This is a genomic window from Rhodobacter maritimus (assembly GCF_058747975.1).
On record NZ_CM179095.1, the window covers coordinates 2,353,395 to 2,378,694 of the forward strand.

The window sequence follows — 25,300 nt, forward strand, 5'->3', positions numbered from 1 at the left end:
TCGCGCCGCGTGCCGCCAGAGAGCGCCGCCGCCGCTGGCGCAGATGTGACTTCAGCGCGTCACGGCCGCATAAAGCGCCACCGCCGCCGCGTTCGAGACATTGAGCGAGCCGAACCCCCCGGCAAAGGGAATGCGCACCAGCTGATCGCAGGTTTCGCGGGTCTTCTCGCGCAGGCCCGGTCCCTCGGCCCCAAGCACAAGGCCCACGGGCCGCGTGCCTGCCGCTGCCAACCCTTCAGAAAGCGAGGCAACGGCCGCGCCATCCAGCCCCAAAAGCACAAAGCCCATGGCCTGCAAGCTTTGCATTGCCTCGGCCAGATTGCCCACCCGCAGATAGGGCTGGCGCTCCAATGCCCCCGAGGCAGTTTTCGCAAGCGCCCCGGTTTCGGGCGCGGAATGACGCGCAGGCGCGATCACGGCCCGCGCGCCGAACACCTCGGCCGAGCGCAGGATCGCGCCCACGTTATGCGGATCGGTCACGCGGTCGAGCAGCACCACAAGCGGCGCCCCCGCGCCCGTCAGGCAGACCTCTTCAAGACGGCCCCAGTGCAGCGGCTTCACCTCGAGCGCGGCACCCTGATGGACCGAGTCGGGGGCCAGCGGCACATGGCTGTCGAATTTGCGCGGATCGACGATCTCGGGAGGGATCTCGCTGCCCCCGAGCGTGTCTGCCAGCCGGTCGGCGGCATTCTTGGTCAGGACCAGGCGCAGCTTCTGCCGCGCGGGATTGGCAAGCGCGTCGCGCACCGCATGCAGGCCGAACAGCCACACGGTTTCGGATGCGGCCGCACGGCGCGCGCGTTCCTTGTCGATGACCCAAGCCGGTTTCTTCATGCCTGCCCCCTTGCGATTACCCCCTTCCTGCGCTGCGCGCGGCAGTTTGGCAAGACCCGCCCGGGAACCGATTTTCCCGCTTGACGCCCCCGGACCCCTTCGGTATCCACCCGCCAGCGTCGGGCGACGTGCTGCAAGGTGCGGCAGCGGACTGTAACTCCGCCGGGGAGACCCATGCCTGGTTCGATTCCAGGGTCGCCCACCATCTCCCCCCTTATCACACTCTCCCCCCTTATCACACCCGGATATTGCTGCGGGCGGTATTGTGCCGTGGTTTCCGCACCTTGCGGTACACAAGGTCGAGGGTTCGGCAAGGTTTGGTCCCTGTAGGGAGGGGGGTGAACGGGCAATCTCCGCGCAAAGCCTCTGCGGACGGATAGCGTGTGATATCTCTCGGTGGTTTGTGCTGAGGCTCACGTGGCAGGGAATCCGAGGACGCGGCGCTGATCAGACCTGCCGAGCGGGAGTTCCGGCAGATCACGCAACACCTTTGCCGTTAGATCAACCGGCTGGCGGCCTTCGAGGATTGCACTTGCGATGTCTGGTGCGAGCCAGACCAGTGGCAGGATGCGGCTAATGGCGCCAGGACAGAGCTGCTCCCGCTCCGTGAGTTCGGCAATGGAACTCACCCTGCCATCAAAGATATCCAGCGTCGCGCTGCAGCGTGATCAGTACATCGACAGGAGGGACGAGGCGCCGGATCCTTCGGGCTGGTCGAGGAACCGCACGAGATTGATCCGTAGACTAAAGGTTTCCATGCCCCTCGCGCCTGAGAGGGCGGATGAGTCCTTCGCGGCCCGCTCCGGCGCACTGGCGATTGATTCAGAACGAACGCCAGCGACGGCCGAAGCAGATTTCCGCCAGCCAAGATCTGCAAGGCACCTTATTATGGTCTCTCGAACGACACTCTCCTAAGGGCCAGCCGAAAAGCCGTCGACCTTCCGTCTATCGTCTGGTTGGTCCGGCTTCGACACGTGGTTCCAATAGCGTTCAGGCAGCACCGTCAGCGTCGGAAGGTGCCGCGTAAGGTTGATCATTCCGACCGCCGCAGTGCTGCAAGACCGCGGCCAGGCCTTTCACAACGCTCCGCATTGACGATCTAGGTCAATTGTCCTAGACCTTGATGGCAACTAGGACAAATGACCTAACATGCCTGTACCAACTACGCGCGACCTGATCGTCGAAAAAGCGGACACTCTATTCTATGAAGGTGGATACGAAGCAACCTCCTTCGCCGAGATCGCTGCTGCCGTGGGTATATCGCGCGGCAATTTCTACCACCACTTCAAGACCAAGGATGACATTCTGGATGCAGTGGTCCAGCGCCGCATGATACGGACCCGCGCCATGTTGGACGCATGGCAAGCCGATGGTGCCAATCCGCACGACCGCATTCTGTCCTTCATTCAAATGCTGATCGCCAATCGGTCGAAAATCATGGCCTTCGGTTGCCCTGTCGGCACACTCTGCACCGAGCTTGCCAAGCTCGATCATGTTGCACAGGGGCGCGCGGCCGAAATCTTTGGCTTGTTTCGCGATTGGCTCACCGTGCAGTTTCGGATGCTTGGCGCTGGCGACCGTGCTGGGCAACTGGCAATGCATATCCTGTCGTGGTCCCAGGGTGTTGCGGTAATGGCCATTGCCTTCCGCGACGAAGCCTTCATCCAGACCGAGGTTTCCAGAATAGAAAACTGGCTCGCAAACTTGCCGGACCTGTCCCCCGCCGAAATGGAGCGCCAATGTACATAACTTTCCTGAAATTCTCAGAGAACCGGGCCGCAGCGCCGGAATTCATGACGGCTCATAACGACTGGATCGCACGGGGCTTTGCCGATGGCGCATTCCTGTGCGTCGGTTCGCTTAAGCCCGCGGCCGGAGGGGCGATCCTCGCCACCGGAGAAAGCCGTGCCGAGCATGAGGTCCGCATCGCTGCCGACCCGTTCGTGGCACAAGGTATCGTTGTGGCCGAAACACACGAGTTCGATCCGAAGCGAACGGTGGCTGCGCTAGACTTCCTCAGGGCATCGGCATGAGTGGAACCGTCCCCGGCCCCGACGGTCGTCCGCGTTGCCGCTGGTGCGCTGCCGCGCCGGAGTTTTTCGCCTACCACGATCATGAATGGGGGTTTCCAGTTGCAGACGACATCCGGCTGTTCGAAAAAATCTGCCTAGAAAGTTTCCAGTCGGGTCTGAGCTGGCGCACAATTCTCGCCAAGCGCGAGAATTTCCGCGATGCGTTTAAGGGCTTCGATTTCCGCAAAGTCGCGCTGTTCGATGAGGCCGATGTAGAACGGTTGATGGCAAACCCCGGCATCGTTCGTCACCGTGGAAAGATCGAAGCTGTCGTCAACAACGCCCGTCGCGCCTGCGAACTGATTGAGACCGAGGGATCATTGGCAGCCTTTCTCTGGCGGTTCGAGCCAGAACGAGAGGAGGCAGAACCGCAAAGCCGCTCCACCTCCCCAGCCTCCGAGAAGCTGGCGAAGGATCTGCGCAAGAGGGGTTGGAAATTCGTCGGGCCCACAACGGTTTATGCCTTCATGCAAGCCATGGGACTGGTAAACGACCATGCAGAGGGCTGCGTGATCCGCTCGGAAGTCGACAAGGTGCGAAACGCATTTCACCGCCCCGGCAAAAGCTGAACGGCGGCGTTGTCCCGCGGAGCGGAATACACCCTCTGTGAAAGTCTATTTGCTGGAAATGGCCGTTTTGACCGGTGAAAGAAAAGGTTGATTTCTGGCGCATCCTGCGCTGCGAAGAGGGCCGCGAACGAGCCTCTCTTGACCGATGCTGCAATCAAACAAATGTCGGCCGTCAGGCAGGCATCACGTGCTCATGGCAAATCTGGTCGGTATCTTCGGGCAGAAGTGGAAGCGACAAAAGTGCGCAATAGGAACCGTCTCGCGTGGTGCGATAATGGGCGCATGTGCGGCAGATACCGAATGGACGCCCGCCATTTGCTTGCAGCTGGCATTCTAGAAGAGCAGCGAGACTGTCACCGAGATGGATCCGCGCCGCGTCCGGCAACGCGCGGACCGCATCTACCAAAGAATGTCGACGCGCCGCAAGAATCCGCCCCCCTTCGGTCGGATCATAAGAGATCGAGCGTCTGTCTTTCTCGGACCGGCGTTCGATCACGTAGCCTTTGCGCTCCAACGACTTCAGCGTTTGCGACATCGTCCCCCGTGTCGTGCCCAGATAGTCGGCCACATGCGACGGCGCGCGCGAAAACCGGTTGGCACGCGTCAAATACTCCAGCGCCGCTACCTGCGTGGGGTTCAGAGCATCTTCCCAAGTTTCAGCGGCATCCAAACGTGCGAGCCGACTAATGAGTGCGCGGATTTGTTCTGGCTTGATCATGCGCGATTAATAGCGACTCAATATTATTATTGCAACGATATCGACTAAATGTTATCGACTCGCTATTAATATTCAAAATGGAGGCTTCCATGACCCGATCCCTTCTGACATATGCCGGCGCCCTTCTGCTGGCCGGCAGCGCTTTGGCTGACGAGACCAATGCCATCCATAAGGATGGTGCAATCGTTTCAGCGACCGACACCTCCAAGATCGCGGCCTTCGACATCCTCGCCGCCCATGCCCATCGGGACGGGCGTCTTGTGACGTTCCACATGACCACGAACGGCGTCGCCGGCAACGAACAGCCGAAACCGGTCGGAACCCTCGGCGGCGCGCCGGTGTTGTCTTATGTCTGGCCCACCTCACTGGACCCCGCGACTGTCGGCTTCGAAGGCAATACCGGCATCCTCGCGCTTGCTGCGACAAGCCATCCGGATTTCGATGACACTCCTTTGTTCGACGAAAGCGGTGATGGTGATCCTGCGAATGATGGACGGCTCTGGCACAGCCACTGGGTAGTGCTGACGCCGACCGAGGCCTGTGGCAACGGCGCGCTTGGTGTACGGGACATTCCCGACGGCGCGACGCCGGCCATGCCCGCGACATGGCCGGGGCTGCCAATCTTCATCGATAGCCCGGGCTACACGCCGCTGTTCGACGGGCCGGAAATCACCGTCACCGTGCCCTTTGCCAACCCCGAGCAGGTGGTTGGTGCCGGTTATGATGGTGTCACCGCAGCCCTTCGCGTGAATGAAAACATCCACGCGCCGCTGCTTTGCGTGACGGATGTGTTCGACATCGCGTCGGGCGATCTGAGCCTGCCCGGTGAGATCGACTGATCCTCCCGAGTGGGGCGCTCCGTTTGCGAAGCGCCCCACCCAGAAAGAAGAGCGAGAAGGCCGGGACCTGGCTGTCGGCCTTGCTCACAGACACGCGGCACGCGGACCAGGACCTCGCGCAACTACTGGCCCATGTGGCTGTCGGGGTGACACAAATAGACCCCGACACCCGAAAGGATCTGCGGGTCGTCTAAGAAAAAGACGCCGCCGCATACAGGGTGGACAGGTGCATCTTCGCCAGGCCGGTCGGTCGCGGAAATCGGAAGCGGGGCGCTGGATGGCGCCCCGCTTGCCTCCCTACTCCACCGGAACTGCCTGAAGCTCGGGCTCATCATGGTGGTGGTGTTCTTTCACCGGACGCATGAAGAGGTTCGCGAAGAAAGCCACGACAAGCAACGCTGCCATGCAATACATGGTGGTGTTGTATAGCGAAGGGGTCGGGTCGATCGTGCCCTCGGGCGCGATCTCCATCAGCTTGGCGATGGTCACGGTCTTGGCCGCCACCAGTTCCTGAAGCTGCGCAATGGGCGCGCCGAACTTCTCGGCGAAGGCCGCTGCATCCACCTTTCCCGCCAGGTCATTGATGGCCGAGGTCACGGACATCTGCCGCAGCGACGTGATCGCGAGCGGCCCAAGCACGCCGGCTGTGGACCATGCGGTCAGAAGCCGCCCGTGGATGCCGCCCACATGCATGGTGCCGAACATGTCGGCCAGGTAGGCCGGAATCGTCGCAAAACCACCGCCATACATCGAGAAGATAATCATCGTCGCGGCGTAGAAGCCGATCAGATAGATCATCGCCGGGTTTGTGGCCACGGCCGAGGCGAAATAGGGAATCGACAGATAAAGGATTGTACCAAGCACGAAGAAGCACATGTAGGTCGCCTTGCGCCCGATGAAATCCGAGGTTGATGCCCAGAAGAACCGCCCCACCATGTTGAAGACCGAAATCATCAGCACGTAGGTCGAGGCGAAGGCGGCCGTGACCACCAGTGGCATGACCGAGCCGAAGATCTCCGACATCATCGTCTTGGCAACCCCGATCACGCCGATGCCGGCGGTCACGTTGAAGCAGAGCATGACCCACATCTGCCAGAACTGTGGCGTCTTGAGCGCCTGGTCGATATGGACGTCGTTCTCGCTGACCATGCCCGAGGCGACGGGCTTGGGGGTCCAGCCGACGGGTTTCCAGCCCTCGGCCGGGACGCGATACTGGAACGCGGCAAGGATCATGACCACGAAATAGACCACGCCGAGCGTGAGGAAGGTCTGCGCCGCGCCCGTTGCGCCGGTGCCGACGACGTAGACCCCCGCCTCTCCACCGAAGCTCGCAGCCTGAGCGGCAGAGGCGATCACGACCTCGACCTTCCCGGCGGCGGTCTCCGCGAAGACGCGGCCGTTCTCGACCACGGTGGCAACCGTGTCCTGCGCCCCAAGGAAATCGGGCGCCTGTTGAAACACGTTCAGCAGCCACCCCTTGACCGGGGCCGCGATCATCGCGCCGCCGCCAAAGCCCATGATGGCCATACCGGTCGCCATGCCACGCCGGTCCGGGAACCATCGGATCAGGGTGGAAACGGGAGACACGTAGCCAAGGCCCAGGCCACAGCCGCCAAGCACACCATAGCCCAAATAGATCAGCCAGAGCTGATGCATGGAAATCCCGAAGGAGCCGATGATGAACCCGCCGCCCCAAAGGAACGCGGCCACGACACCAACCATGCGCGGACCAACTTCTTCAAGCCACTTGCCCGCGAAAGCTGCGGCGAGGCCGAGAAAAACGATGGCCACTGAGAAGATCCAGACTACGGAACTGAGGCTCCAGTCGTCGGCACTTGATGCCACGACGCCCAGTTCGCGGGTCAGCGGCGGGTTGAAGACGGACCACGCGTAGACCGAACCGATGCACAGATGGATCGCGATGGATGCCGGCGGAACCCGCCAGCGGTTGAAGCCGGGTTCGGCGACGATGTGGCTCTTGTGTAGGAACCCCAGCGCACCGCCAGATGCGTTGCTCATTGTTCTAACCTCCCTTTCCGATCCGGACGGCGGCCTCCTACCGCGGGCCCGATTGGCGGCATGCGACCGCATGCCATGCCGCAGAAAGGAACACGAGGTCTTGCAAAGTCAAGATAAATATATAATTAAAACAACGGCTTAGACGGACACTTTGGCCACGAAACCGCCCTTGATACAGCCAAAACGGGACATTTTGTCCGGCCATCGGTCGCACAAGGGGGCAAACCGGGTCATTTTGTCCGGATCAGGTGTTTTCGGCGATTGGCAGGGAAACCTCGAACCGGCTGCCCCGGCCGGGGGTCGAGGAGACGGTGATACGCCCGCCGGCCTGGATGACGATCTGTTGAGAGATCGATAGGCCCAGTCCGGTGCCCTGCGCCTGTTTGGTGGTGAAGAAGGGGTCGAAGATGCGCGGCAGCACATCCGGCGCGATTCCGGTGCCCGTGTCCGCCACCGTAATCACGACGCAGGCCTCGCGGTCCGCGGTAGCCACGGTCAGCGTGCCGCCGCCAGGCATGGCGTGAATTGCGTTGAGGATCAGGTTGACGACGACCTGCTGCAACTCGGTCCGCGACATTCTGACGGCCGCAGCGCTCTCGAAGGCTGGCGCACAGGTGATGCCTGCGGCCTCGGCTTGATGCCGGGTCAGAACAAGGCAGTCGCGGACGACCTCGCCGGGGACAATCAGGTTACGGACGCCGGAATATTCCTCAGGCCGGGCGAATTGCAGAAGTTTCGAGACGATGACGCCGATCCGGTAGATCTGGTCGTCGATCAGGCGGAATTCCTCTGCCACGGCGTCGACCTCAGGGCCCAGGGTGCTGCGCGCCAGGTCGAGATTACCCTGGATCACCGCAACCGGGTTGTTGATTTCATGCGCGACCGAGGCCGTGATCTCGCCCACCGCGGCCAATTTCTCGGAAATGATGAGACGTTCGGTCGTGCGTTCCAGCCGCTGGTTGGCGGCCTGAAGGTCGCTGGTGCGTTCCGCGACGCGGGCTTCGAGGCTTTCGGCCCAGTCACGCAACTCCCGGTCGCGGGCCTGGAGACGGTCCAGCAGGTTGTCGAGGTGACCCGCGACCTGGGCGATTTCGTCGCCGACATCGGGCGGGTTGTTGCGCGCGGCAAGATCCCCCGCCTCGACCTTGGTAATGGTCCGTGTCATCGCCTCGAGCGGGCGAAAGATATGACCGGCCCAGCGCAGGAAGACCGGGACCGAGGCCAGCGCGATCAAAACGAAAGCCCCGCCAAGTATAAGGACCGAACTGCGCTTGGCATTGCGGAACGGAGTTTCGAGAAAGCCTACATAGAGCATTCCGACCCGTTCGCCGAAACTGTCATGGATCGGTTCATAGGCCGAGATGTACCAGTCGTTGACGACGAAGGCGCGGTCGAGCCACACTCGGCCCTCATCCAGCACTTGCGCCCGCACCTCGGCAGACACGCGGGTGCCGAGGGCGCGGACGTTCTCGAACAGGCGCACGTTGGTCGACACGCGCACATCCTCAAGAAACAGCGTCGCCGTGCCCTGGCTGCCTTCGGGCAGGCTTTGTTCGCGATAGACAAGGGCATTGATCGTGTCGATGAAATCGAGATTGCGGTTCAGCAGAACCCCGCCGACCAGCGCCGCGGCACGACCATCGGGCAGCGTCAGCGGGGCGGCGGAATGGATGATCATGCCGCGCGTTTCCATCGTCCGATCTGTCGGCACGGCGGCACGGGTCAGAACGAGCGGGATCTCGGCCTGTTCGGCCAGCCCCGGCGACAGGGCCTCCAGATCGGCGGCCTCCAGCACGTCCACCGCGCTGAGCAGGCTGCCGGTCAGCGCCGCTGCAATCACCGGCCAGTGCTGCGCCGTCGGCGCGGCCGTCTCGATCCGCAGGAAATCGAGCCCCAGCCGGTCCCGCTCGCGCTCCAGGAAGGCCGCCGTGACACCCGTGCCAAGTGCGTCCTGCATAGCGACGGAGCGGGCGACGGCATCGATCTGTTCGCCCGACAATTCGACCAGGCGGGCAAGATACTGGTCGGCGATGGTCAGGTCGCCCGTGACCTTGTTCACAAGGATGTCGTCTACCTTGTTCGACCAGCGCCACATCGTCCCGCCCAGAAGCACCGGCAGCAAAACAAGCATCGGCATAAGCGCAATGACGAGAAGTCGAACCCGCACGGAACCGAGGAAGGCCGCCAGCCGCGACACCGTCAGAGGCCCCAGGCCGCGCATTTGCGATCGATGGTCTTGCGCGAAATCCCCAGCCTGCGGGCGGCTTCCGTCCGGTTTCCGTCCATTGCCTCAAGCGCGCGCAAGATCTCGCGCTTCTCGGTTTCCTCCAGCGGGGTAATGTCCTGGGCCGGGCGGATTTCGCCGAGGGTTTCAACGGGAAAACGACCAAAGATCAACGCCCGTTCCACGAAATTGTGCAACTCGCGGATATTGCCCGGCCAGTCATGGCGCAGCATGGCTGACCGAACGGCAGGGGGCATTTCGAGCTGTGGCAGGTTCAGTGCGGCAGAGATCTCCGTCTGAAACAGGTCCGCCAGGTCCAAAAGGTCGGTTCCCCGGTCCTTGAGCGGCGGCATCTCGATTTCGATCACGTTGAGCCGGAATAGAAGGTCCTCTCGGAACCGGCCCTCGCGCACGGCCTCGTCCAGCGCGCCGGTAGATGCAATCACGAAGCGCAGATCGAGTTGCACATCGCGCTCCGTGCCGACCGGGCGGATCACCCCATCCTCAAGCACCCGCAATAGCGCGGTCTGCGCATTGGTCGCCAACTCGCTGACATCGTCCAGAAATACGGTCCCGCCCGATGCCGAGGCCAACAGCCCCTCGCGCCCGGATTGCGCACCCGGGAAGGCGCCTGCGGTATGACCGAAAAGTTCGAATTCGATCATGTCCTCGGGAATCGCACCACACTGGATCGGCACGAAGGGCGCACTGCCGCGCCCTGAATGGCTATGGATGTGACGCGCGGCAACCTCCTTGCCGGACCCGGACGGCCCCATGATCAACACCGGTGTCGACAGAGGTGCGACCCTTTCCAGAAGACGCCGCACCTCGGTGATGACCTCTGAAGATCCGATCAGTTCCCTGCGCCGCGTGCCTTGCGCGGCCGTTTCAAGCTCGCGCCGCAGCAGAAAATTCTCTCGTCGCAGGGCCGCCATTTCTAGGCAACGTCGCAGCGCGTTCAGGATCTGGTTCGAGCGGAAGGGCTTGACCAGGAAATCGGACACCCCCGCACGCAACGCCTCGATGGCGGTCTGAAGGTCGGCATAGGCGGTGATCATGATCGTGTCGGTAAAACCGCCGCCTTCGCGCTGCGCGTGCAGCCAGTCGAGGCCCTTCTGGCCGGGCATGATGTTGTCCAGCACCAAGATGTCGTATTGGCGAAAGGACAACAGGCGCTCTGCCTTTGCGGCGTCGGGCGCCTCATCCACGGCCCGACAAAGCGGGGCTAGCGTCTTGACCAGGAAATGTCGCATGCCGGGTTCGTCATCCACGACAAGGATACGCGCGCCCGCAAGAAGATCATCCCGCTGGTTGGATCGCGTCATCACCCTCTTGTCCCATGTCTGACCTGATTCCGTTCGCCCCATCAAGCGCAGCAAAAGGGCGATTGGCAAGTCGGCGAGCCCCGCGCCTGTATCGTTCTGCGCCGCTGCCTTCGAAACCAGCGGCGCCCGTGATGTCTCTGGGCAGTCACGCATCTGCCAGCGAGCGGCCCGCGCATTTCCACGACAGATCAGTAAAGTACACCGCACGCGCCACTACCGCCCCCCGGCCTTTTGCGGCCGACCAGTCGGTGCCCGGCGTCGCCGACCTGCCGGACCTGCTCCCCCATCCTGATCAGATTATCATCGACATACAAAAGGGCACTGCAAGGATTGTCGGCCCTTGCAAGAAGGACGAGAAAGCAGAGTGGGACCGGCAGGTCGGCGATGCGGCGCCGGGCGCCAACATGAAGTTCGGCGCCTCACTCCGTATTGTAGGTAATGGCCGTTGCATGGCATGCGTCATCTAGCGCCGGGCTGGCACGTTCCGTTGACAAAAGAAGTTTGGCCAAAAGCCGCTGCGACCGATGCTGACCCTTGGCAGTGTTGACCGCCAACGAGCGGATGATGACCTGCGCCATCGGCACGGTGATCGAGCGGTCCCCGTACCTGACAGGGATCGTCCGGCAGGCTTCATCAAGGATACCTATCTCGTACTTCTTCGCGGCACCAGACACGCTTGAGCCGGGGCTGCGGCTCTCTTTGACAATCCGCCGCTTGTCCGCCATCCCGAAGTTCCGGCGACCACTGTTCTTGTTCGACCCGCGCGGACGAAATGTAGCGATGTTCGTCACTGCTCATATGTTCAGAGGCCCCGCCGCATCGCCCGAGCAGCTTACAAGTCAGCCACGGATCCTCGTGTTTGAACTTTGCCCGCCAACTCCCGAATCGCTTCAGCGGCAACCCGAGCGCCTCGCAGTATTCCCTTTGCGTCAACGTGCTGTCACGCCTGCCCCGGATATACGCCCGCCAGAGCGCCTCAAGTTCATCGCGTTTTGTCTTGTTCACTCGCGGCAGCAACATCTTCTTCATCACAGACATCGCCGTGAAAAGAAGACCGAAACTGCCGCCAAGCCGTCAAGTGTGCGTTCCCTGTCCGCTTATTTTCTCCTGACCCTTTCCCTGTTGTCACACGCAGACACTTTCCACTCAGCACATTGAAATGACGCCGTTAACCTGGGCAGGAATCAACTCTGCCGCTCGAAACACGCCGATTCCCCTGTAAGTTCTTTGCAAACAGGAACGAGGGCGGCAGAGGGGGGGATCTGAAGGAACCGCGACCACCACCATCTCCCCTTAACTCATGAATTTTGCTGGACCCCACCCGTCCTGATCGGTGCATGCGCGGCTCTGTTCGTGGCCCGTACTGCAGTCGGAGGCTTGTTTTCGGAAAGCGATCTGTCGACTTGTCGAAATATGGCGACATCAGGTCGCAACCATAAAAGGTATATTTCGAATCCCGATTAAGTCTGGCGTTGCAAGGTGCCGCTGGGAACGGCGGAGAATTGGGAAGCCGGTGCAAACCCGGCGCTGCCCCCGCAACGGTAACGGGAAGGGGCGCGACATCAGGCCACTGGGGGCACCCCCCCGGGAAGGCGTCGCGCCTTTGGTCGACGGACCGATCCCGCAGCCCGGAAACCAGCCTTGCAGAAAGACATCAGGCCGCGGTGGGCGGCGGGCGATGCGTGCGTGCCGGGCCTGGCCTTGCACGCCCGGTATTTCCCGAGTTCGCCGTTTCACGAAGATCACCCGTGCGGGGAGGCACGGACCAGCGAGGACAAAGATGCTGAGCCAGAACCAGATCGCCGCCGAACTTGCCGCGCGGCAAAAGAGCTTCTCCCTTTCGCGCAATCTCTATTGCGATCCGGGCGTCTATCAGGCCGACCTGGAACATGTCTGGTATCGGGAGTGGCTGTTCGCCCTGCCCGCCTGCGCCTTGCAGAAGGCCGGCGATTACCAGACCGTTCAGGTCGGCGCCTATCCGGTGATCGTGGTCAAGGGCGGCGACGGGCGGATCCGCGCCTTCCACAATGTCTGCCGCCACCGCGGGCAGCGCCTGTGCTCCAAGGTGTCGGGGAACGCGCCCAAGCTTGTCTGTCCCTATCACCAGTGGACCTATGAGCTGGACGGCAAGCTTCTCTTTGCCCGCGACATGGGCGACGGGTTCGACGCCTCGAAATACGGGCTGAAAAAGGTCCATTGCGTCGATCTGTCGGGCATCATCTATATCTGCCTGGCCGAGGTGCCGCCCCCGATCGCCGAACTGGCCAAGGCCGCCGGGGCCTATCTGGCGCCCTCGGGGCTGGCGGATGCGAAGGTGGCCTTCACCTCGACCATCATCGAGAACGGCAACTGGAAACTGGTGATCGAGAACAACCGCGAATGCTATCACTGCGGCGGGGCGCATCCCTCGCTGTGCCGGACCTATTCGGACAATCCCAAGATGACGGCGATGGACGGGCCGAACTCGGCCAGCCCGGACATCCTTGCCCACTGGCAGCGCTGCGAGGCGGCGGGCCTGCCCTCGCGCTTCGTGAACCATCCGCAGATGCAGTGGCGGCTGGCGCGCATCCCGCTGCTCAACAATGCCGAAAGCTACACGATGAGCACGAAGGCCGCGGTTTCCAGACGGATGGGGCAGATGCCGTTCAACGACGCGGGCAGCCTGCTGATGTTCCACTACCCCAACACCTGGAACCACTTCCTGGCCGATCACGCCATCGTATTCCGCATGCTGCCCGTCAGCCCCACCGAGACCGAGGTCACGACCTTCTGGCTGGTAAACAAGGAGGCCACGGAAGGGGTGGATTACGACCTCAAGACCCTGACCGAAGTCTGGCTTGCCACCAATGACGAGGACCGCCAGGTCGTCGAGGAAAACCAGGCCGGGATCCGCTCGCCCGCCTATGAGCCGGGCCCCTATTCGCCCCTTCAGGAGGAGGGCGTGATCCAGTTCACGGACTGGTATTGCGCGGTGATGGCCGGGCGCCTTGCGTCCCAGCCCGTTCAGGCGGCGGAGTAAGCCCATGCCGCAGCTCAACTGGATAGCCAAGCCCTGGTCCGATACCGAGCAGCTGGAATGCGCCATGGTGGTGCCCGAGGCCGGCGATACCGCAACCTTCACCTTCCGCGCGCCTTCGGGCGCGTGGTTCGACTATCAGCCCGGACAGTTCGTGACGCTGGACCTGCCGGTTCCGGGCGGGAACGTCCAGCGCACCTACACGATCTCGTCCAGCCCGTCGCGGCCGCTGTCGCTTTCGGTGACGGTCAAGGCGCAGGCCGACAGCATCGGCACGCGCTGGATGCTGGACCACTTGAAGCCGGGGATGCGGATCAAGGCCTATGGCCCGAACGGCATCTTCAGCGCGCATCGTCACCCGGCGCGGAAATACCTGTTCATCTCGGCCGGGTCGGGCATCACGCCGATGATGTCGATGACGACATGGGCCTGGGATTCGGGTGAGATGCCCGACATCATCTTCGTCCATGCCGCCCGCCGCCCGTCAGAAATCATCTTCCGCGAACGGCTGGAACAGTTCGCCAACCGCGTGCCGGGCCTGGAGTTGCGCTTCACCGTCGAAGAGCCCGACCCCTTCCGCACCTGGTATGGGTTTCAGGGGCGGCTGAACCAGATCATGCTGGGCCTGATGGCGCCCGATTACCTTGAGCGCGAGGTGTTCTGCTGCGGACCCGAGCCCTTCATGCAGGCCGTGCGCGACATGCTCAACGCGCTTGGCTTCGACATGGAGCATTACCATCAGGAAAGCTTCGGCGCGCCCGTCAGGACCGAGGCCGAGGCGATCGAGATCGACGACGTGGTGCCCGATGCCGACACCCGCGCCGAGATCGTCTTTGCCGCAAGCGGCGTCTCGGCGCGCTGTGCGGAAACCGACACCGTTCTGGCGGTGGCCAAGGGGGCGGGGCTGAACGTCCCGTCGGGCTGCACCTTCGGGCTCTGCGGCACCTGCAAGGTGCGCAAGACCGCGGGCGAGGTCCACATGGTCCATAACGGCGGCATCAGCGACGAGGACGTGGCCGAGGGCTGGATCCTTGCCTGCTGCGCGAACCCGATCGGGAAAGTGACCGTCGAGGTCTGATCCCCGGACCGGCCTGCCGGGCCCTCAGCGCGCAAGCGCCAGAAGGCCCGGCACGTCCAGATGCGCCTCGAGATGCGCGGCAAGCGCATCAAGCACCTGCTCGATCCCTTCGGAATAGGCCAGCCCGGAGGCCGTGGCACCCAAGCCCCGCAGGAAGGCCGCGCGGAAGGCATCGTCGGTGAACATGCCGTGCAGATAGCTGCCCGTCACGCGCCCGTCCGCCGACACCGCCCCTTCGGCCCGCGCCCCGGCCATGGCGAAGGGGCGCGCGCAATCGGGGCCGTCGGTCCGGCCGATGTGGATTTCATAGCCCGAGACGCTCAGCCCGCTGGCGCAATGGGTGACGCGGCGTTCGGTCAGGCGCTTGTCGGGCGTCATCACCGTGTCGACCGCAAGCAGGCCAAGGCCCGCATCCTCGCCCGCCGGCCCCTCGATCCCTTCGGGGTCGCGCAGCGTCCGGCCAAGGATCTGATAGCCGCCGCAGATGCCAAGGACATGCCCGCCGCGCCGCCGATGCGCGGCCAGATCGACATCCCATCCCTGCGCGCGCAGAAAGGCCAGATCGCCGCGCGTCGATTTCGAGCCGGGGATGATCACCAGACGCGCATCGCCCGGAATGGCGCGGCCGGGCAGGACCATTTCCACCGTCACGCCCGGTTCCTGCCGAAGCGGATCGAGATCGTCGAAATTCGCAATCCGCGACAGCGCGAGGCAGGCGATCTTCACCCCGCTGCCGCGCCCGTTATCGCTCAGGTCCAGTGCATCCTCGGCCGGAAGGCGCCCGGCATCGGCGAACCACGGCACCACGCCGAAGCCGCGCCAGCCGGTGCGCGCGCCGATCAGCGCATAGCCATCGTCGAAAAGCCGCGGATCGCCGCGGAACTTGTTGACCAGAAAGCCCTCGATCATCGCGGCGTCCCGCGCATCGAGGATGGCCTGCGTGCCCACGATCTGCGCAATCACCCCGCCCCGGTCGATATCGCCGGCCAGGATGACGGGCACATCGGCCGCGACGGCAAAACCCATATTGGCGATGTCGGCCCGGCGCAGGTTCACCTCGGCCGGGCTTCCCGCGCCTTCGACGATCACCAGATCCGCCCGCGCCCGCAGCCGCTGATAGCTTTCCATCACCGCCGCCATCAGCCGGGGCCTGAGCAGCCGGTAATCGGCCGCCTGCGTGCTGGTCAGGCGCCGCCCCTGCACCACCACCTGCGCCCCCATGTCGGTTTCGGGCTTCAGCAGGACCGGGTTCATGTCGGTATGCGGCGCCACGCCCGCCGCCAGGGCCTGAAGCGCCTGCGCGCGACCGATCTCGCCCCCGTCCTCGGTCACGGCGGCATTGTTGGACATATTCTGCGGCTTGAACGGCAAAACGCCGAGGCCGCGCAGCCGCGCCGCGCGGCACAGCCCCGCCACCAGCATCGACTTGCCCACATTCGAGCCGGTTCCCTGAATCATCACCGTGCGCATGGCCGGCCCCTTCCGTGGAAACCCGGCGCGATCCGGGCCGCAGGCTCGGCATGTTTCCCCCGGCCGCCTTCCCCGCAGATGCGGATTTCGTCGATCATCTGGGCAGCACTCCCTGGCAGGTTGGCGGGCTGGCATTGCCGACGCCGGCATCCGCTTTCCCTCTAAGCCAAGCCGCGTGGAAACGCGATAGGCAGCGGGTGGCATGCCGGCCCAACTCAGATATGCAGCGCATGGCCAAGGGCGCGTAGGCAGGCCTCGTGCAGTGCCTCGGCGCGGGTCGGGTGGGCGTGGATCGTGCCTGCCACATCCTCAAGCCGCGCGCCCATCTCGAGCGCCAGGGCAAATCCGCCCGCCATTTCGGACACGCCTGCCCCCACGGCCTGAATGCCAAGGATTTCGTGCGTATCGGCGCGGGCGACGACGCGGACGAAGCCGTCCTCATCCGCGCCGGTCATCGCGCGGCCATTCGCGGCAAAGGGGAAAAGCCCGGTGGTGACCTTGTGCCCGGCCTGCGCGGCGGCCTCGGGCAGAAGACCGGACGAGACGATCTCGGGGTCGGTGAAGCAGATGGCGGGGATCGCGCGGTGGTCCCATCGCTGCGGGCCGCCCGCGACGATCCCGGCCACCATCTCGCCCTGCGCCATGGCGCGATGGGCCAGCATCGGCTCTCCCGTCAGATCGCCGATCGCATAGACCCCGTTCATCGAGGTCCGGCAGCGGTCGTCGATGCGCAGAAAGGGCCCCGCCATCTCCAGCCGCAGGCCCTCGATCCCGGCGGCCTGCGTGCGCGGGTGCCGCCCGGCCGTGACAAGGATCTTCTCGGCCGCGATATCCTCGGCCCCGTCGCCGGTTGCGATGCGCAGCGCGCCGGTTTCCGACAGCCCGCCCGCGCGCGCCCCCGTCACCACGCGAACCCCAAGCGCCTGAAGCCGCCGCGCGACGGGGCGCGTCAGTTCCGCGTCATACTGCGGCAGGATGCGCGGCGCGGCCTCGATTACCGTCACGCGCGCGCCAAGCTTGGCAAAGGCCGTGCCCAGTTCCAGCCCGATATAGCCCCCACCGATCACCGCAAGGCTGGCCGGCGGCGCGGGCAGCGCAAGCGCCTCGGTCGAGGACAGCACCGCCCCGCCGAAGGGCAGCGCGGGCAGTTCCACCGGCGTAGACCCCGTGGCCAGAACCAGCGCCCCGGCATGGATCATCACCGGCCCTTCGGGGGTGTCGACCACGGCGGTCTTGCCGTCGCGCAACTGCGCCGTGCCCCGGATCAGCCGCACCCCGGCCTTGCGCAAAAGCGTCGTGACCCCACCGGTCAGGTGCCCTACGATCCCGTCCTTCCATGCCTGGAGCGCGGGAAAATCCAGCATCGCCCCCCCGGCCGAGATCCCCATCGCCGGGGCCGCGCTGCGCCGGGCCAGAAGGTGGTATTCATCGGCCGCGTGGATCAGCGCCTTCGAGGGGATGCAGCCCACGTTCAGGCAGGTGCCGCCCGGCGGCGCGGGATCGACCACCACCGTATCCACCCCAAGCTGCCCCGCGCGGATCGCGCAGACGTAACCGCCCGGCCCCGCCCCAATGACCAGAAGCTTGCAGGAAATCTCGCGCACCTCAGGCCTCCACGAAAATCAGCGCCGGGGCTTCCAGCAGCGTCTTCAGCCGCGCCACGAAGACCGCCGCGTCCCAGCCGTCGATCACCCGGTGGTCGAAGCTGCATGACAGGTTCATCATCTTGCGCGGCTCGAACGCGGTGCCGTTCCAGAAGGGGCGCAGCGCCAGCCGGTTAACCCCCACGATCGCAACCTCGGGCAGGTTCAGGATCGGCGTCGTCGCAAGCGCCCCGAGCGGGCCGAGCGAGGTGATCGTGACGGTCGATCCGCCCAGCTCCTCGCGCGTGGCGCGGCCGTCCTTCGCCGCCTGCGCAAGCCGCGCGATCTCGGCCCCGGTTTCGCGCAGGCCCATCGCCTCGGCATGGCGCAGCACCGGCACCACAAGGCCGTCGGGCGTCTGCGCGGCGATGCCGATATGGATTGCACCGAAGCGCCGCACGATCCCGGCTTCGGCATCGTAATGGGCGTTGAGCATCGGCTGTTCGCGCAGCGCGCGCACCATGGCCCGCGCGATGAAGGGCAAAAGCGTAAGCCGCCCGCGCCCCTCGTCGTTCATCCGGCCGCGCAGATCCTCCAGCGCGGTCGCGTCGACCTCTTCCACGATGGTGATCTGCGGAACCGATCCCGCCGCGTGCATCCGCGCGGCGATCTTGCGGCGCAGGCCGATTACGCGGATCTCTTCGGTGCTGGTATCGGGCTGCGGCCCCGCGGGTGCGGGCAACCCGCCCGAGGCGATGAAGGCATCAAGATCGGCATGGCGGATCCGCCCGGCCGGCCCCGACCCGCGCAGAAGCCGCAGGTCGACCCCCGCGGCGCGGGCGCGGGCGCGCACCGAAGGCGGCGCCAGCGGGCGCTCGCCCTCGGGGCGCAGCGGGACATGGGGCACAGGGGCCGTGGGCGCCGCGGGGTTCGCGGCTGGCTCCGCGGCGGGCGGCGTTTCGGCCTCGGCAGACGGAGGCGGGGCGGGCGCGGTTTCAGGCGGGGCGGGATCGCCCTCTGCGCTGTTGCCCGCGCCCTCGACCTCAAGCCGGATCAGTTCCGCCCCGACCGCGATCACATCGCCCGGCGCGCCCGCGCGCCACAGCACCCTGCCCGAGACCGGCGCGGGGATCTCGACCGTCGCCTTGTCGGTCATCACCGCGGCAAGGGGCGCATCCTCCAGCACGGTATCGCCGATCTCCACCAGCCATTCGGCGATTTCGGCCTCGGCGATGCCCTCTCCGATATCGGGCATGCGGATCGAGTGAACGCCCATCTCAGACCTCCTCCAACAGCGCGCGCAGGGCCTCGGTCACGCGCGCGGGACCGGGGAAATACTGCCATTCGTGAACATGCGGATAAGGCGTGTCCCAGCCCGCGACACGCGCCACCGGCGCCTCGAGGTGATAGAAGCATTCGGCCTGAACCAGTGCGGCCAGCTCTGCCCCGAAGCCCGAGGTCAGCGTGGCCTCGTGCAGCACAAGGCAGCGCCCCGTTTTGCGGACCGAGGCGGTGACGGTCTCAAGGTCAAGCGGCAGAAGGGTTTGCAGATCGATCACCTCGGCGTCGATCCCGGCCGCGTCGGCACCGCTTTGGGCCACATGGACCATCGTGCCATAGGCCAGCACCGTGACCGACCGCCCCGGACGGGCGATCTCGGCGCGCCCCAGGGGAAGCGTGAAATGCCCCTCGGGCACCTCGCCCAGGGGATGGTTCTTCCAGGCCGTGACGGGGCGGTCGTGATACCCGTCGAAGGGGCCGTTATAAAGCCGCTTGGGTTCGAGAAAGATCACCGGGTCGGGGTCTTCGATCGCGGCCATCAGCAGCCCCTTGGCCGCGCGCGGGCTGGAGGGCACCACGGTTTTCAGCCCCGTGACATGGGTGAACAGCGCCTCGGGGCTCTGGCTGTGGGTCTGCGCGCCGAAAATGCCGCCGCCCGAGGGCATCCGCACCACCATCGGGCAGGTGAACTCCCCCGCCGAGCGATAGCGCAGCCGCGCGGCCTCGGACACGATCTGGTCATAGGCGGGATACATGTAATCGGCGAACTGGATCTCGACCACCGGGCGCAGCCCGTAGGCCGCCATGCCGATCCCCGCGCCGACGATGCCCAGTTCGGAAATCGGCGTGTCGAAACAGCGCGTCGGGCCGTATTTGCGCTGCAACCCGGCCGTGCAGCGAAAGACGCCGCCAAAATAGCCCACATCCTCGCCGAAGACGATGACGCGCGAATCCCGCCCCATCGCGATATCGAGCGCGTCGCGGATCGCCTCGATCATGGTCATGCGTGCCATCGCTCAGAACCCCGCTTCGTGGCGCTGCCGCAAAAGATGCGGCGGCATTTCGGCATAGACATCATCGAACATGTCGCGCGGGCTCGGGCGCTGACCGTGATGCAGCGTGCCCACCGCCTCGGCCTGTTTCTGCTCGGCGCTGACCTCGGCCAGGATTTCGGCCTCGGCCTGGACGTGGCGTTCCTCGCTCCAGATGCCGCGCGCGATCAGGTGGTTGCGCAGCCGCAGCACCGGGTCGCCCAGTGGCCAGGCCTTGCTTTCCTCGGCCGGGCGATAGGCCGTCGGATCGTCCGAGGTCGAATGCCCGCCCGCGCGATAGGTGACATATTCGATCAGCGTAGGGCCCAGGTTGCGCCGCGCCCTTTCGGCCGCCCAGCGGCCCGCCGCCAGCACCGCAAGATAATCGTTCCCGTCGACCCGAAGCGCCGGGATGCCGAAGCCCAGCCCCCGCGCCGCGAAGGTGCCCGCCCCGCCCCGCGCGATGCCCTGAAAGGTGGAAATCGCCCATTGATTGTTGACGATGTTCAGGATCACCGGCGCCTTGTAGGTCGAGGCAAAGACGAGCGCCGCGTGAAAATCGCTTTCCGCCGTGGAGCCGTCGCCGATCCAGGCCGCCGCGATCTTGTCATCCCCGGAAATGGCCGAGCCCATCGCCCAGCCGACGGCCTGGATATATTGCGTGGCAAGGTTTCCCGAGATCGAGAAGAAGCCGTGTTCCTTCGAGGAATAGAACACCGGCAGTTGCCGCCCGCGCACCGGGTCCTCGGCATTGGAATAGACCTGCGCCATCATCTTGCGCAGCGGATAGCCCGCCGCGATCAGCAGCCCCGCCTGCCGGTAGGTGGGGAAATTCATGTCCCCCGGCGCAAGCGCGCGCTGAAACGCGCAGGAGATCGCCTCTTCGCCCAGATGCTGCATGTAGAACGAGGTCTTCTGCTGGCGCTGCGCGATCAGCATGCGCGCATCATAGGCGCGCAGCACCATCATGTGGCGCAGCCCCGCCAGCAGGTCGGCATCGCCCAGGTCCAGCCCCTCGGCCCATGGCCCGACGGCCTGCCCCTCGCGGTTGAGGACGCGGATGATGGTGAAGGCAAGGTCGCGGATCTCGTCGGGGGCGGCGTCGGTTTCGGGGCGGCGCACGGTGCCCGCGCGCGGGATTGACACATGCGAGAAATCCGGTGTCTCGCCGGGGCGGACCTCGGGTTCGGGGATGGTCAGCGATAGCGGGGTGCCGGTTTCGGCCTGCGGTCTGGTCATGCGAAGCCTCCTGATTCCGGTAAACGCGGCAGGCCGCCATCCAGTTCCCGCACGCCCGGCAACCGCGCGAGGCGTTCCAGCAGCGTGTGGCACGCCACCGGTCCGCCCGGCGCGAACCCCACCCGGATTGCGGCGGCCGGGGCTGCCGCCCCGCCATCCGGCGCAAGCGACAGGCTGCACAGCTCGAACCCGCCCCGGCGCAGCTCATCGAGCAGGCGTTGCAGATGATCGAGCGGCGTTTCGGATGTGAACGACGCGTAATGCACGGGTGGCCCTCCTCTCCTGCCCTTGCAAGATCATGCTGGAAACGCCGCAGAAATTTCTGTTTTCTTTTTGCCGTTTTTCGATCTTACTGGATTTATCTTTTGCCAATTCGCCAATACCCGGAAGTATCATCCATGCAGGAAAGAAAGCTCGATCAGATCGACCGCCGAATCCTGCGCGCCCTGGCGCGCGACGGACGGCTGAGCAACAACCAGCTTGCCGAAGAGGTCGGCCTTTCCCCCAGCCCCTGCTGGCAGCGCACCCGCCGCCTGGAGAACGAAGGCTTCATCCGCGGCTACAGCGCGATCCTGGATCGGGCGATGCTGGGCTATGCCGAAACCGTCATCATCGAGGTCACGCTCGACCGCCATGACGAGGCGACGCTGGCCGAATTCGGCCGCGCGATGGCAAATATCCCCGAGGTGCTCGAGGTCTATCTGACGACGGGGGAATACGACTACTTCCTCAAGGTCGCGGTGGCCGGAACGCGCGGATACGAGGAATTCCTGCGCAACAAGCTGTATCACGTTCCGGGCATCCGCCATTCCCGCTCAAGCTTTACGCTGCGCTGTCTGAAACAAAGCGGGGCGCCGGTGCCGCAATAGCACCGCAAGGCGGTGGCGGGCGCGCGCCCCGTGGCGCTATTGCGCAGGCCGCCCCAGGCCGGGCGCAAGGCTGCGCAGTTGCGGGCGGTGTCCGTCAAAACGCAGCGGCGTTGCGATCAGCCCGATCTCGGGGTCACCCCCGTCCAGCCGGATACCAAGCGCCTCGGTCTGCGGATGGGCCAGCACTTCGGAGACCTGATGCACCGGCGCGCAGGGCACGCCCACCTTGTCCAGCGCCGCCATCCAGTACGCCGAGGGCTGCGTCGCCACCACCTCTTCGATCAGCGCATTCAGCGTGCCCCGGTTGGCCACCCTGTCGGCATTGCTGACGAAGCGCGGATCATCGGCCCATTCGGGATGGCCAAGCGTCGTGACCAGCCGGCGGAACAGGTTGTTGTTGCCCGCCGCGATGATGATCGCCCGGTCCGCCGCCTGAAACGCGCGATAGGGCGCAAGCATCGGCGTTTCCGAGCCGCTCTTGCCCGGCTCGCGCCCCGAGGCGATGGCGTTACCCACCGGCACGGTCATCCAGCTTAGCCCGGTTTCGAACAACGAGGTGTCGACGCGGCAGCCCCGTCCCGTGCGCGCCCGCCCGATCAGCGCCGACAGGATCCCGATCACGCACCACATGCCGCTGCCCTGGTCGATGATCGAGGGCCCCACCCGCACTGGCGGGCGCCCGGCCTCGCCGGTGACGGCCATGATGCCGCTGAAGGCCTGGATCAGCGGGTCGTAGCCGGTATGGGATGCCAGCGGACCGACCTCGCCAAAGGCGCCGAGGTTGCAATAGATCAGCTGCGGAAAGCGCGCGCAAAGCACATCCGCGCCCAGCCCGTAACGCTCGACCAGGCCGGGGCGCATATTCTGCACCACCGCATCGCTTGTCCCGATCAGCTCGATCAGCTCGGCGCGGCCCTTTTCGTCCTTCAGATCGACGCTGCGCGAGCTTTTGTTGCGGTTGAGCGCGTGGAACGTGGCCGCAGTATCGCCGATGAACGGAGGCCCCCAGTGGCGCGCATCATCACCGCCATCGGGGTTTTCCACCTTGATCACCTCGGCCCCCAGATCGGCAAGGATCTGGCCGCAGAAGGGCGCGGCCACCGAATGCCCGATCTCGACCACGCGCAGCCCTGCCAGCGGTTGCTCGGGGCGGGGCCCGCCTGTGGCTTCACTCTCACTCATGTCTTTTCCTTCCAATATTCGGGCGGGCTCAGGACCCGACCAGAACCAGCGCGATGTCGGGGAAGATCCAGACCAGCGCCAGCACCCCGAGCACGATGGCCAGCGACGGCAGGGCGGCGCGGATGATCGTCTCGATACGTTCGTGCGGCAGGATCGCCTTGAGGGCGAAAAGGTTCATCCCCAGGGGCGGCGTGATCACCGCAAGCTCCATGTTGATCACCATCATGATCCCGAACCAGACGGGATCGAAGCCAAGCGCCATGGCGATCGGAATGAAGACCGGCACGGTGATCAGGATGATCGAGATGACCTCGAGGAAGCAGCCAAGGATGATCCAGATGACGTTGATGATCAGCAGCACGACCCATGGCGGAACGTCGGCCTCCGACACGGTACGCGCAAGCTGCTGCGGCAGGCCGATCAGCGTCAGGGCCGAGCCCAGCACCAGCGCACCGCAGACGATCGCAAGAAGCGCCGCCGAATGGCGCGTGGCCGCGATCAGCACGGCGGGCATGTCCGACAGGCGCAGGCTGCGGCGCACCACCAGCGTCAGCAGAAGCGCCAGCACAACGCCGACCCCGGCAGCCTCGGTCGGGGTGTAGATCCCGGCATAGATCCCGCCCAGAACGATCACCGGCAGCGACAGGTCGGGCAATGCACGCAGCGTGATGCGCAGCGCATGCCCCGCCGACCAGCGCCCCCCGCTTCCTGCCGGAACGCGGGGCGAGGCGATCATCGCCCAGACCGCCAGAAGCGCCGCGATCAGCAGGCCCGGCAGAATCCCCGCGATGAACAGGTCGGCCGGCGACACCTCGGCCAGCGAGGCGTAAAGGATCAGCGGGATCGAGGGCGGGATCAGGATCCCGAGCGATCCGCCAACGACCGACAGCCCGTAGCTGAGCCGTTTCGGATAGCCGACCTTCTCCATCTCGGGCAGCGCGATGCGCCCGATGGTCAGCACCGAGGCCATGGACGATCCGACGATGGCCGCGAAGAAGGTGAAGGCCGTGACCGCCGAAACCCCGGTGCCGCCGCGCAGCCGCCCGACCCAGGCATTGGCGACATCGAAAAGCTGCTGCCCGATCCGGCCGCGATAAAGGATCTCTCCCATCAGGATATACATGGGCACGGCAAGGATCACCGGATCGGCCAAGGCGCGTTGCAACGTCAGCGGGATCTGGACCAGATAGCTCACACCCGAAGCCGCGATGATCGTGGCCGCCCCCGCAAGCCCGAGCGACATAGCAATCGGCACGCCCGCGACGAGGCAGATCAGCAGCACGGCCAGAAGAATGAGAACAACTGAGAGCGAAATCATGCCTGCACCTCCTGCGAAGGGCCGCCCGAGGCATCTTCGTCGCCCCGCAACAATGCGGCGATCTTCAACCCCACCCCCAGCACAAGCAGGACTCCCCCAAGCGGGATCAGCGCATAGACGATCCAGAGCGGCACCTGAAGCAAGGTGGGCGACAGCATCCCGCGATCGAAGGCGCGCTGCGCGTAGGAGGTTCCGAACCAGATCAGCGCTGCGGCATAGGGCAGAACGGCCAGCGCCACCGCCACCTCGGCCCACCAGCGGACCATGCCCGTGCGGTTCTCGATCCAGAAGGTCACGCGCAGATGATCGCCATTCACAAGCAGGGCACCGGGCGTCATGAACACCGCGAATTGCAGAAGGTAGATCGAGATTTCCGTGGCCCAGATCGTGGGCGCGTGAAACACGTAGCGCAGCGTCACGTCATAGGCGGTGATCAGCGGCAGGGACAGAAGCGCCAGGGCGGACAGCCCCATGATGGTGTTCTGGATCCATTTCAGGGTTTCGACAATGCGATGCATGGCTCCTCCTCCGGGCAGGCGGGTCTCGTCTGTCGGCGCGGTGGCGCCATTTGAAGGGGCGATACCGGGACGGTATCGCACGATGCCCCCCGCAGCGGTTCCGGCGCGGGGGACA

24 protein-coding genes, 1 tRNA gene and 1 riboswitch are annotated in these 25,300 nt (G+C 64.9%); of the genes, 10 read left to right on the plus strand and 15 right to left on the minus strand.

The features are described from left to right. Window positions 1-51: 51 nt before the first annotated feature. The gene (rlmB, locus tag AC4PTO_RS11985; RefSeq protein WP_492728764.1) at window positions 52-834 is read right to left on the minus strand and encodes a 23S rRNA (guanosine(2251)-2'-O)-methyltransferase RlmB; all 783 of its coding nucleotides are present in this window, start codon (window positions 832-834) and stop codon (window positions 52-54) included. A gap of 121 nt (window positions 835-955) precedes the next feature. Between rlmB and AC4PTO_RS11990 the strand changes: the two genes are divergently transcribed. The 4 genes from AC4PTO_RS11990 to AC4PTO_RS12005 all read left to right on the plus strand — a co-directional run bounded on the left by AC4PTO_RS11990 (window position 956) and on the right by AC4PTO_RS12005 (window position 3,475). Further along, a tRNA-Tyr gene (locus tag AC4PTO_RS11990) sits at window positions 956-1,039 on the plus strand. A gap of 944 nt (window positions 1,040-1,983) precedes the next feature. Further along, on the plus strand, window positions 1,984-2,583 hold the full coding sequence (locus tag AC4PTO_RS11995; RefSeq protein WP_492728766.1) for a TetR/AcrR family transcriptional regulator: 600 nt from the start codon (window positions 1,984-1,986) through the stop codon (window positions 2,581-2,583). Then, on the plus strand, window positions 2,574-2,867 hold the full coding sequence (locus AC4PTO_RS12000; RefSeq protein ID WP_492728768.1) for a YciI family protein: 294 nt from the start codon (window positions 2,574-2,576) through the stop codon (window positions 2,865-2,867). The genes AC4PTO_RS11995 and AC4PTO_RS12000 overlap by 10 nt, the downstream gene beginning before the upstream one ends. Then, entirely contained in the window at window positions 2,864-3,475 is a 612-nt protein-coding gene (locus AC4PTO_RS12005) for a DNA-3-methyladenine glycosylase I (RefSeq protein ID WP_492728770.1), read from the plus strand. Before AC4PTO_RS12000 ends, AC4PTO_RS12005 begins: the two co-directional genes overlap by 4 nt. Before the next feature lie 172 nt (window positions 3,476-3,647). Here the strand turns inward: AC4PTO_RS12005 and AC4PTO_RS12010 are convergent, their stop codons facing one another. Further along, the gene (locus tag AC4PTO_RS12010) at window positions 3,648-4,193 is read right to left on the minus strand and encodes a MarR family winged helix-turn-helix transcriptional regulator (RefSeq protein ID WP_492728772.1); all 546 of its coding nucleotides are present in this window, start codon (window positions 4,191-4,193) and stop codon (window positions 3,648-3,650) included. Window positions 4,194-4,282: 89 nt separating this feature from the next. Here AC4PTO_RS12010 and AC4PTO_RS12015 point away from each other — a divergent pair, with 89 nt between their 5' ends. After that, window positions 4,283-5,032, plus strand: coding sequence for a hypothetical protein (locus AC4PTO_RS12015; protein WP_492728774.1), 750 nt, complete (start codon window positions 4,283-4,285; stop codon window positions 5,030-5,032). 297 nt (window positions 5,033-5,329) lie between these two features. On the opposite strand, the gene AC4PTO_RS12020 is transcribed toward AC4PTO_RS12015, so the two are convergent. The 3 genes from AC4PTO_RS12020 to AC4PTO_RS12030 all read right to left on the minus strand — a co-directional run bounded on the left by AC4PTO_RS12020 (window position 5,330) and on the right by AC4PTO_RS12030 (window position 10,600). After that, window positions 5,330-7,051, minus strand: a complete 1,722-nt coding sequence (locus tag AC4PTO_RS12020; protein WP_492728776.1) for an OFA family MFS transporter — start codon at window positions 7,049-7,051, stop codon at window positions 5,330-5,332. 244 nt (window positions 7,052-7,295) lie between these two features. Next, window positions 7,296-9,182 carry a sensor histidine kinase gene (locus tag AC4PTO_RS12025; RefSeq protein ID WP_492728777.1) on the minus strand — a complete coding sequence of 629 codons (1,887 nt, stop codon included), beginning with the start codon at window positions 9,180-9,182 and terminating at the stop codon, window positions 7,296-7,298. 68 nt (window positions 9,183-9,250) lie between these two features. Beyond that, window positions 9,251-10,600 carry a sigma-54-dependent transcriptional regulator gene (locus AC4PTO_RS12030; RefSeq protein ID WP_492728779.1) on the minus strand — a complete coding sequence of 450 codons (1,350 nt, stop codon included), beginning with the start codon at window positions 10,598-10,600 and terminating at the stop codon, window positions 9,251-9,253. Window positions 10,601-10,731: 131 nt separating this feature from the next. Here AC4PTO_RS12030 and AC4PTO_RS12035 point away from each other — a divergent pair, with 131 nt between their 5' ends. After that, on the plus strand, window positions 10,732-11,067 hold the full coding sequence (locus tag AC4PTO_RS12035) for a hypothetical protein (RefSeq protein ID WP_492733693.1): 336 nt from the start codon (window positions 10,732-10,734) through the stop codon (window positions 11,065-11,067). Here the strand turns inward: AC4PTO_RS12035 and AC4PTO_RS12040 are convergent. Further along, complete coding sequence (locus AC4PTO_RS12040; RefSeq protein WP_492733612.1) at window positions 11,020-11,247, minus strand: DUF5681 domain-containing protein; 228 nt, start codon at window positions 11,245-11,247, stop codon at window positions 11,020-11,022. The two genes, AC4PTO_RS12035 and AC4PTO_RS12040, sit on opposite strands and share 48 nt — an antisense overlap. Between AC4PTO_RS12040 and AC4PTO_RS12045 the strand changes: the two genes are divergently transcribed. From AC4PTO_RS12045 to AC4PTO_RS12055, 3 genes are all read left to right on the plus strand, one after another. Beyond that, window positions 11,135-11,758, plus strand: coding sequence for a hypothetical protein (locus AC4PTO_RS12045; RefSeq protein WP_492733695.1), 624 nt, complete (start codon window positions 11,135-11,137; stop codon window positions 11,756-11,758). The two genes, AC4PTO_RS12040 and AC4PTO_RS12045, sit on opposite strands and share 113 nt — an antisense overlap. Window positions 11,759-12,060: 302 nt before the next feature. Then, window positions 12,061-12,258: riboswitch (cobalamin riboswitch) on the plus strand. A gap of 122 nt (window positions 12,259-12,380) precedes the next feature. Further along, complete coding sequence (locus AC4PTO_RS12050) at window positions 12,381-13,619, plus strand: aromatic ring-hydroxylating oxygenase subunit alpha (RefSeq protein WP_492728780.1); 1,239 nt, start codon at window positions 12,381-12,383, stop codon at window positions 13,617-13,619. Window positions 13,620-13,623: 4 nt separating this feature from the next. Then, window positions 13,624-14,694, plus strand: a complete 1,071-nt coding sequence (locus AC4PTO_RS12055) for an FAD-binding oxidoreductase (protein ID WP_492728782.1) — start codon at window positions 13,624-13,626, stop codon at window positions 14,692-14,694. A 24-nt stretch (window positions 14,695-14,718) separates the two neighbouring features. Here AC4PTO_RS12055 and AC4PTO_RS12060 read toward each other — a convergent pair whose 3' ends face one another. From AC4PTO_RS12060 to AC4PTO_RS12085, 6 genes are all read right to left on the minus strand, one after another. Beyond that, the gene (locus AC4PTO_RS12060; protein WP_492728784.1) at window positions 14,719-16,164 is read right to left on the minus strand and encodes a cobyric acid synthase; all 1,446 of its coding nucleotides are present in this window, start codon (window positions 16,162-16,164) and stop codon (window positions 14,719-14,721) included. A 215-nt stretch (window positions 16,165-16,379) separates the two neighbouring features. Further along, complete coding sequence (gene lpdA / locus AC4PTO_RS12065; protein ID WP_492728785.1) at window positions 16,380-17,768, minus strand: dihydrolipoyl dehydrogenase; 1,389 nt, start codon at window positions 17,766-17,768, stop codon at window positions 16,380-16,382. Between the two features lies 1 nt (window position 17,769). Beyond that, entirely contained in the window at window positions 17,770-19,023 is a 1,254-nt protein-coding gene (locus AC4PTO_RS12070; RefSeq protein ID WP_492728787.1) for a dihydrolipoamide acetyltransferase family protein, read from the minus strand. Window position 19,024: 1 nt separating this feature from the next. Then, window positions 19,025-20,041, minus strand: coding sequence for an alpha-ketoacid dehydrogenase subunit beta (locus tag AC4PTO_RS12075; protein ID WP_492728788.1), 1,017 nt, complete (start codon window positions 20,039-20,041; stop codon window positions 19,025-19,027). A gap of 3 nt (window positions 20,042-20,044) precedes the next feature. Continuing rightward, window positions 20,045-21,298, minus strand: coding sequence for a 3-methyl-2-oxobutanoate dehydrogenase (2-methylpropanoyl-transferring) subunit alpha (locus AC4PTO_RS12080; RefSeq protein ID WP_492728789.1), 1,254 nt, complete (start codon window positions 21,296-21,298; stop codon window positions 20,045-20,047). Continuing rightward, window positions 21,295-21,564 (minus strand): hypothetical protein, encoded by a 270-nt coding sequence (locus AC4PTO_RS12085; protein WP_492728790.1) that lies wholly within the window; start codon window positions 21,562-21,564, stop codon window positions 21,295-21,297. Before AC4PTO_RS12085 ends, AC4PTO_RS12080 begins: the two co-directional genes overlap by 4 nt. A gap of 132 nt (window positions 21,565-21,696) precedes the next feature. Here AC4PTO_RS12085 and AC4PTO_RS12090 point away from each other — a divergent pair, with 132 nt between their 5' ends. Beyond that, complete coding sequence (locus AC4PTO_RS12090; RefSeq protein ID WP_492728791.1) at window positions 21,697-22,167, plus strand: Lrp/AsnC family transcriptional regulator; 471 nt, start codon at window positions 21,697-21,699, stop codon at window positions 22,165-22,167. Window positions 22,168-22,203: 36 nt separating this feature from the next. Here AC4PTO_RS12090 and AC4PTO_RS12095 read toward each other — a convergent pair whose 3' ends face one another. From AC4PTO_RS12095 to AC4PTO_RS12105, 3 genes are read right to left on the minus strand one after another with little or no spacing between them, the layout of a single operon-like run. Beyond that, entirely contained in the window at window positions 22,204-23,349 is a 1,146-nt protein-coding gene (locus AC4PTO_RS12095; RefSeq protein ID WP_492728792.1) for a CaiB/BaiF CoA transferase family protein, read from the minus strand. A gap of 28 nt (window positions 23,350-23,377) precedes the next feature. After that, on the minus strand, window positions 23,378-24,667 hold the full coding sequence (locus AC4PTO_RS12100) for a TRAP transporter large permease (RefSeq protein WP_492728794.1): 1,290 nt from the start codon (window positions 24,665-24,667) through the stop codon (window positions 23,378-23,380). Beyond that, window positions 24,664-25,185, minus strand: coding sequence for a TRAP transporter small permease subunit (locus tag AC4PTO_RS12105; RefSeq protein WP_492728795.1), 522 nt, complete (start codon window positions 25,183-25,185; stop codon window positions 24,664-24,666). Before AC4PTO_RS12105 ends, AC4PTO_RS12100 begins: the two co-directional genes overlap by 4 nt. Window positions 25,186-25,300: the final 115 nt, after the last annotated feature.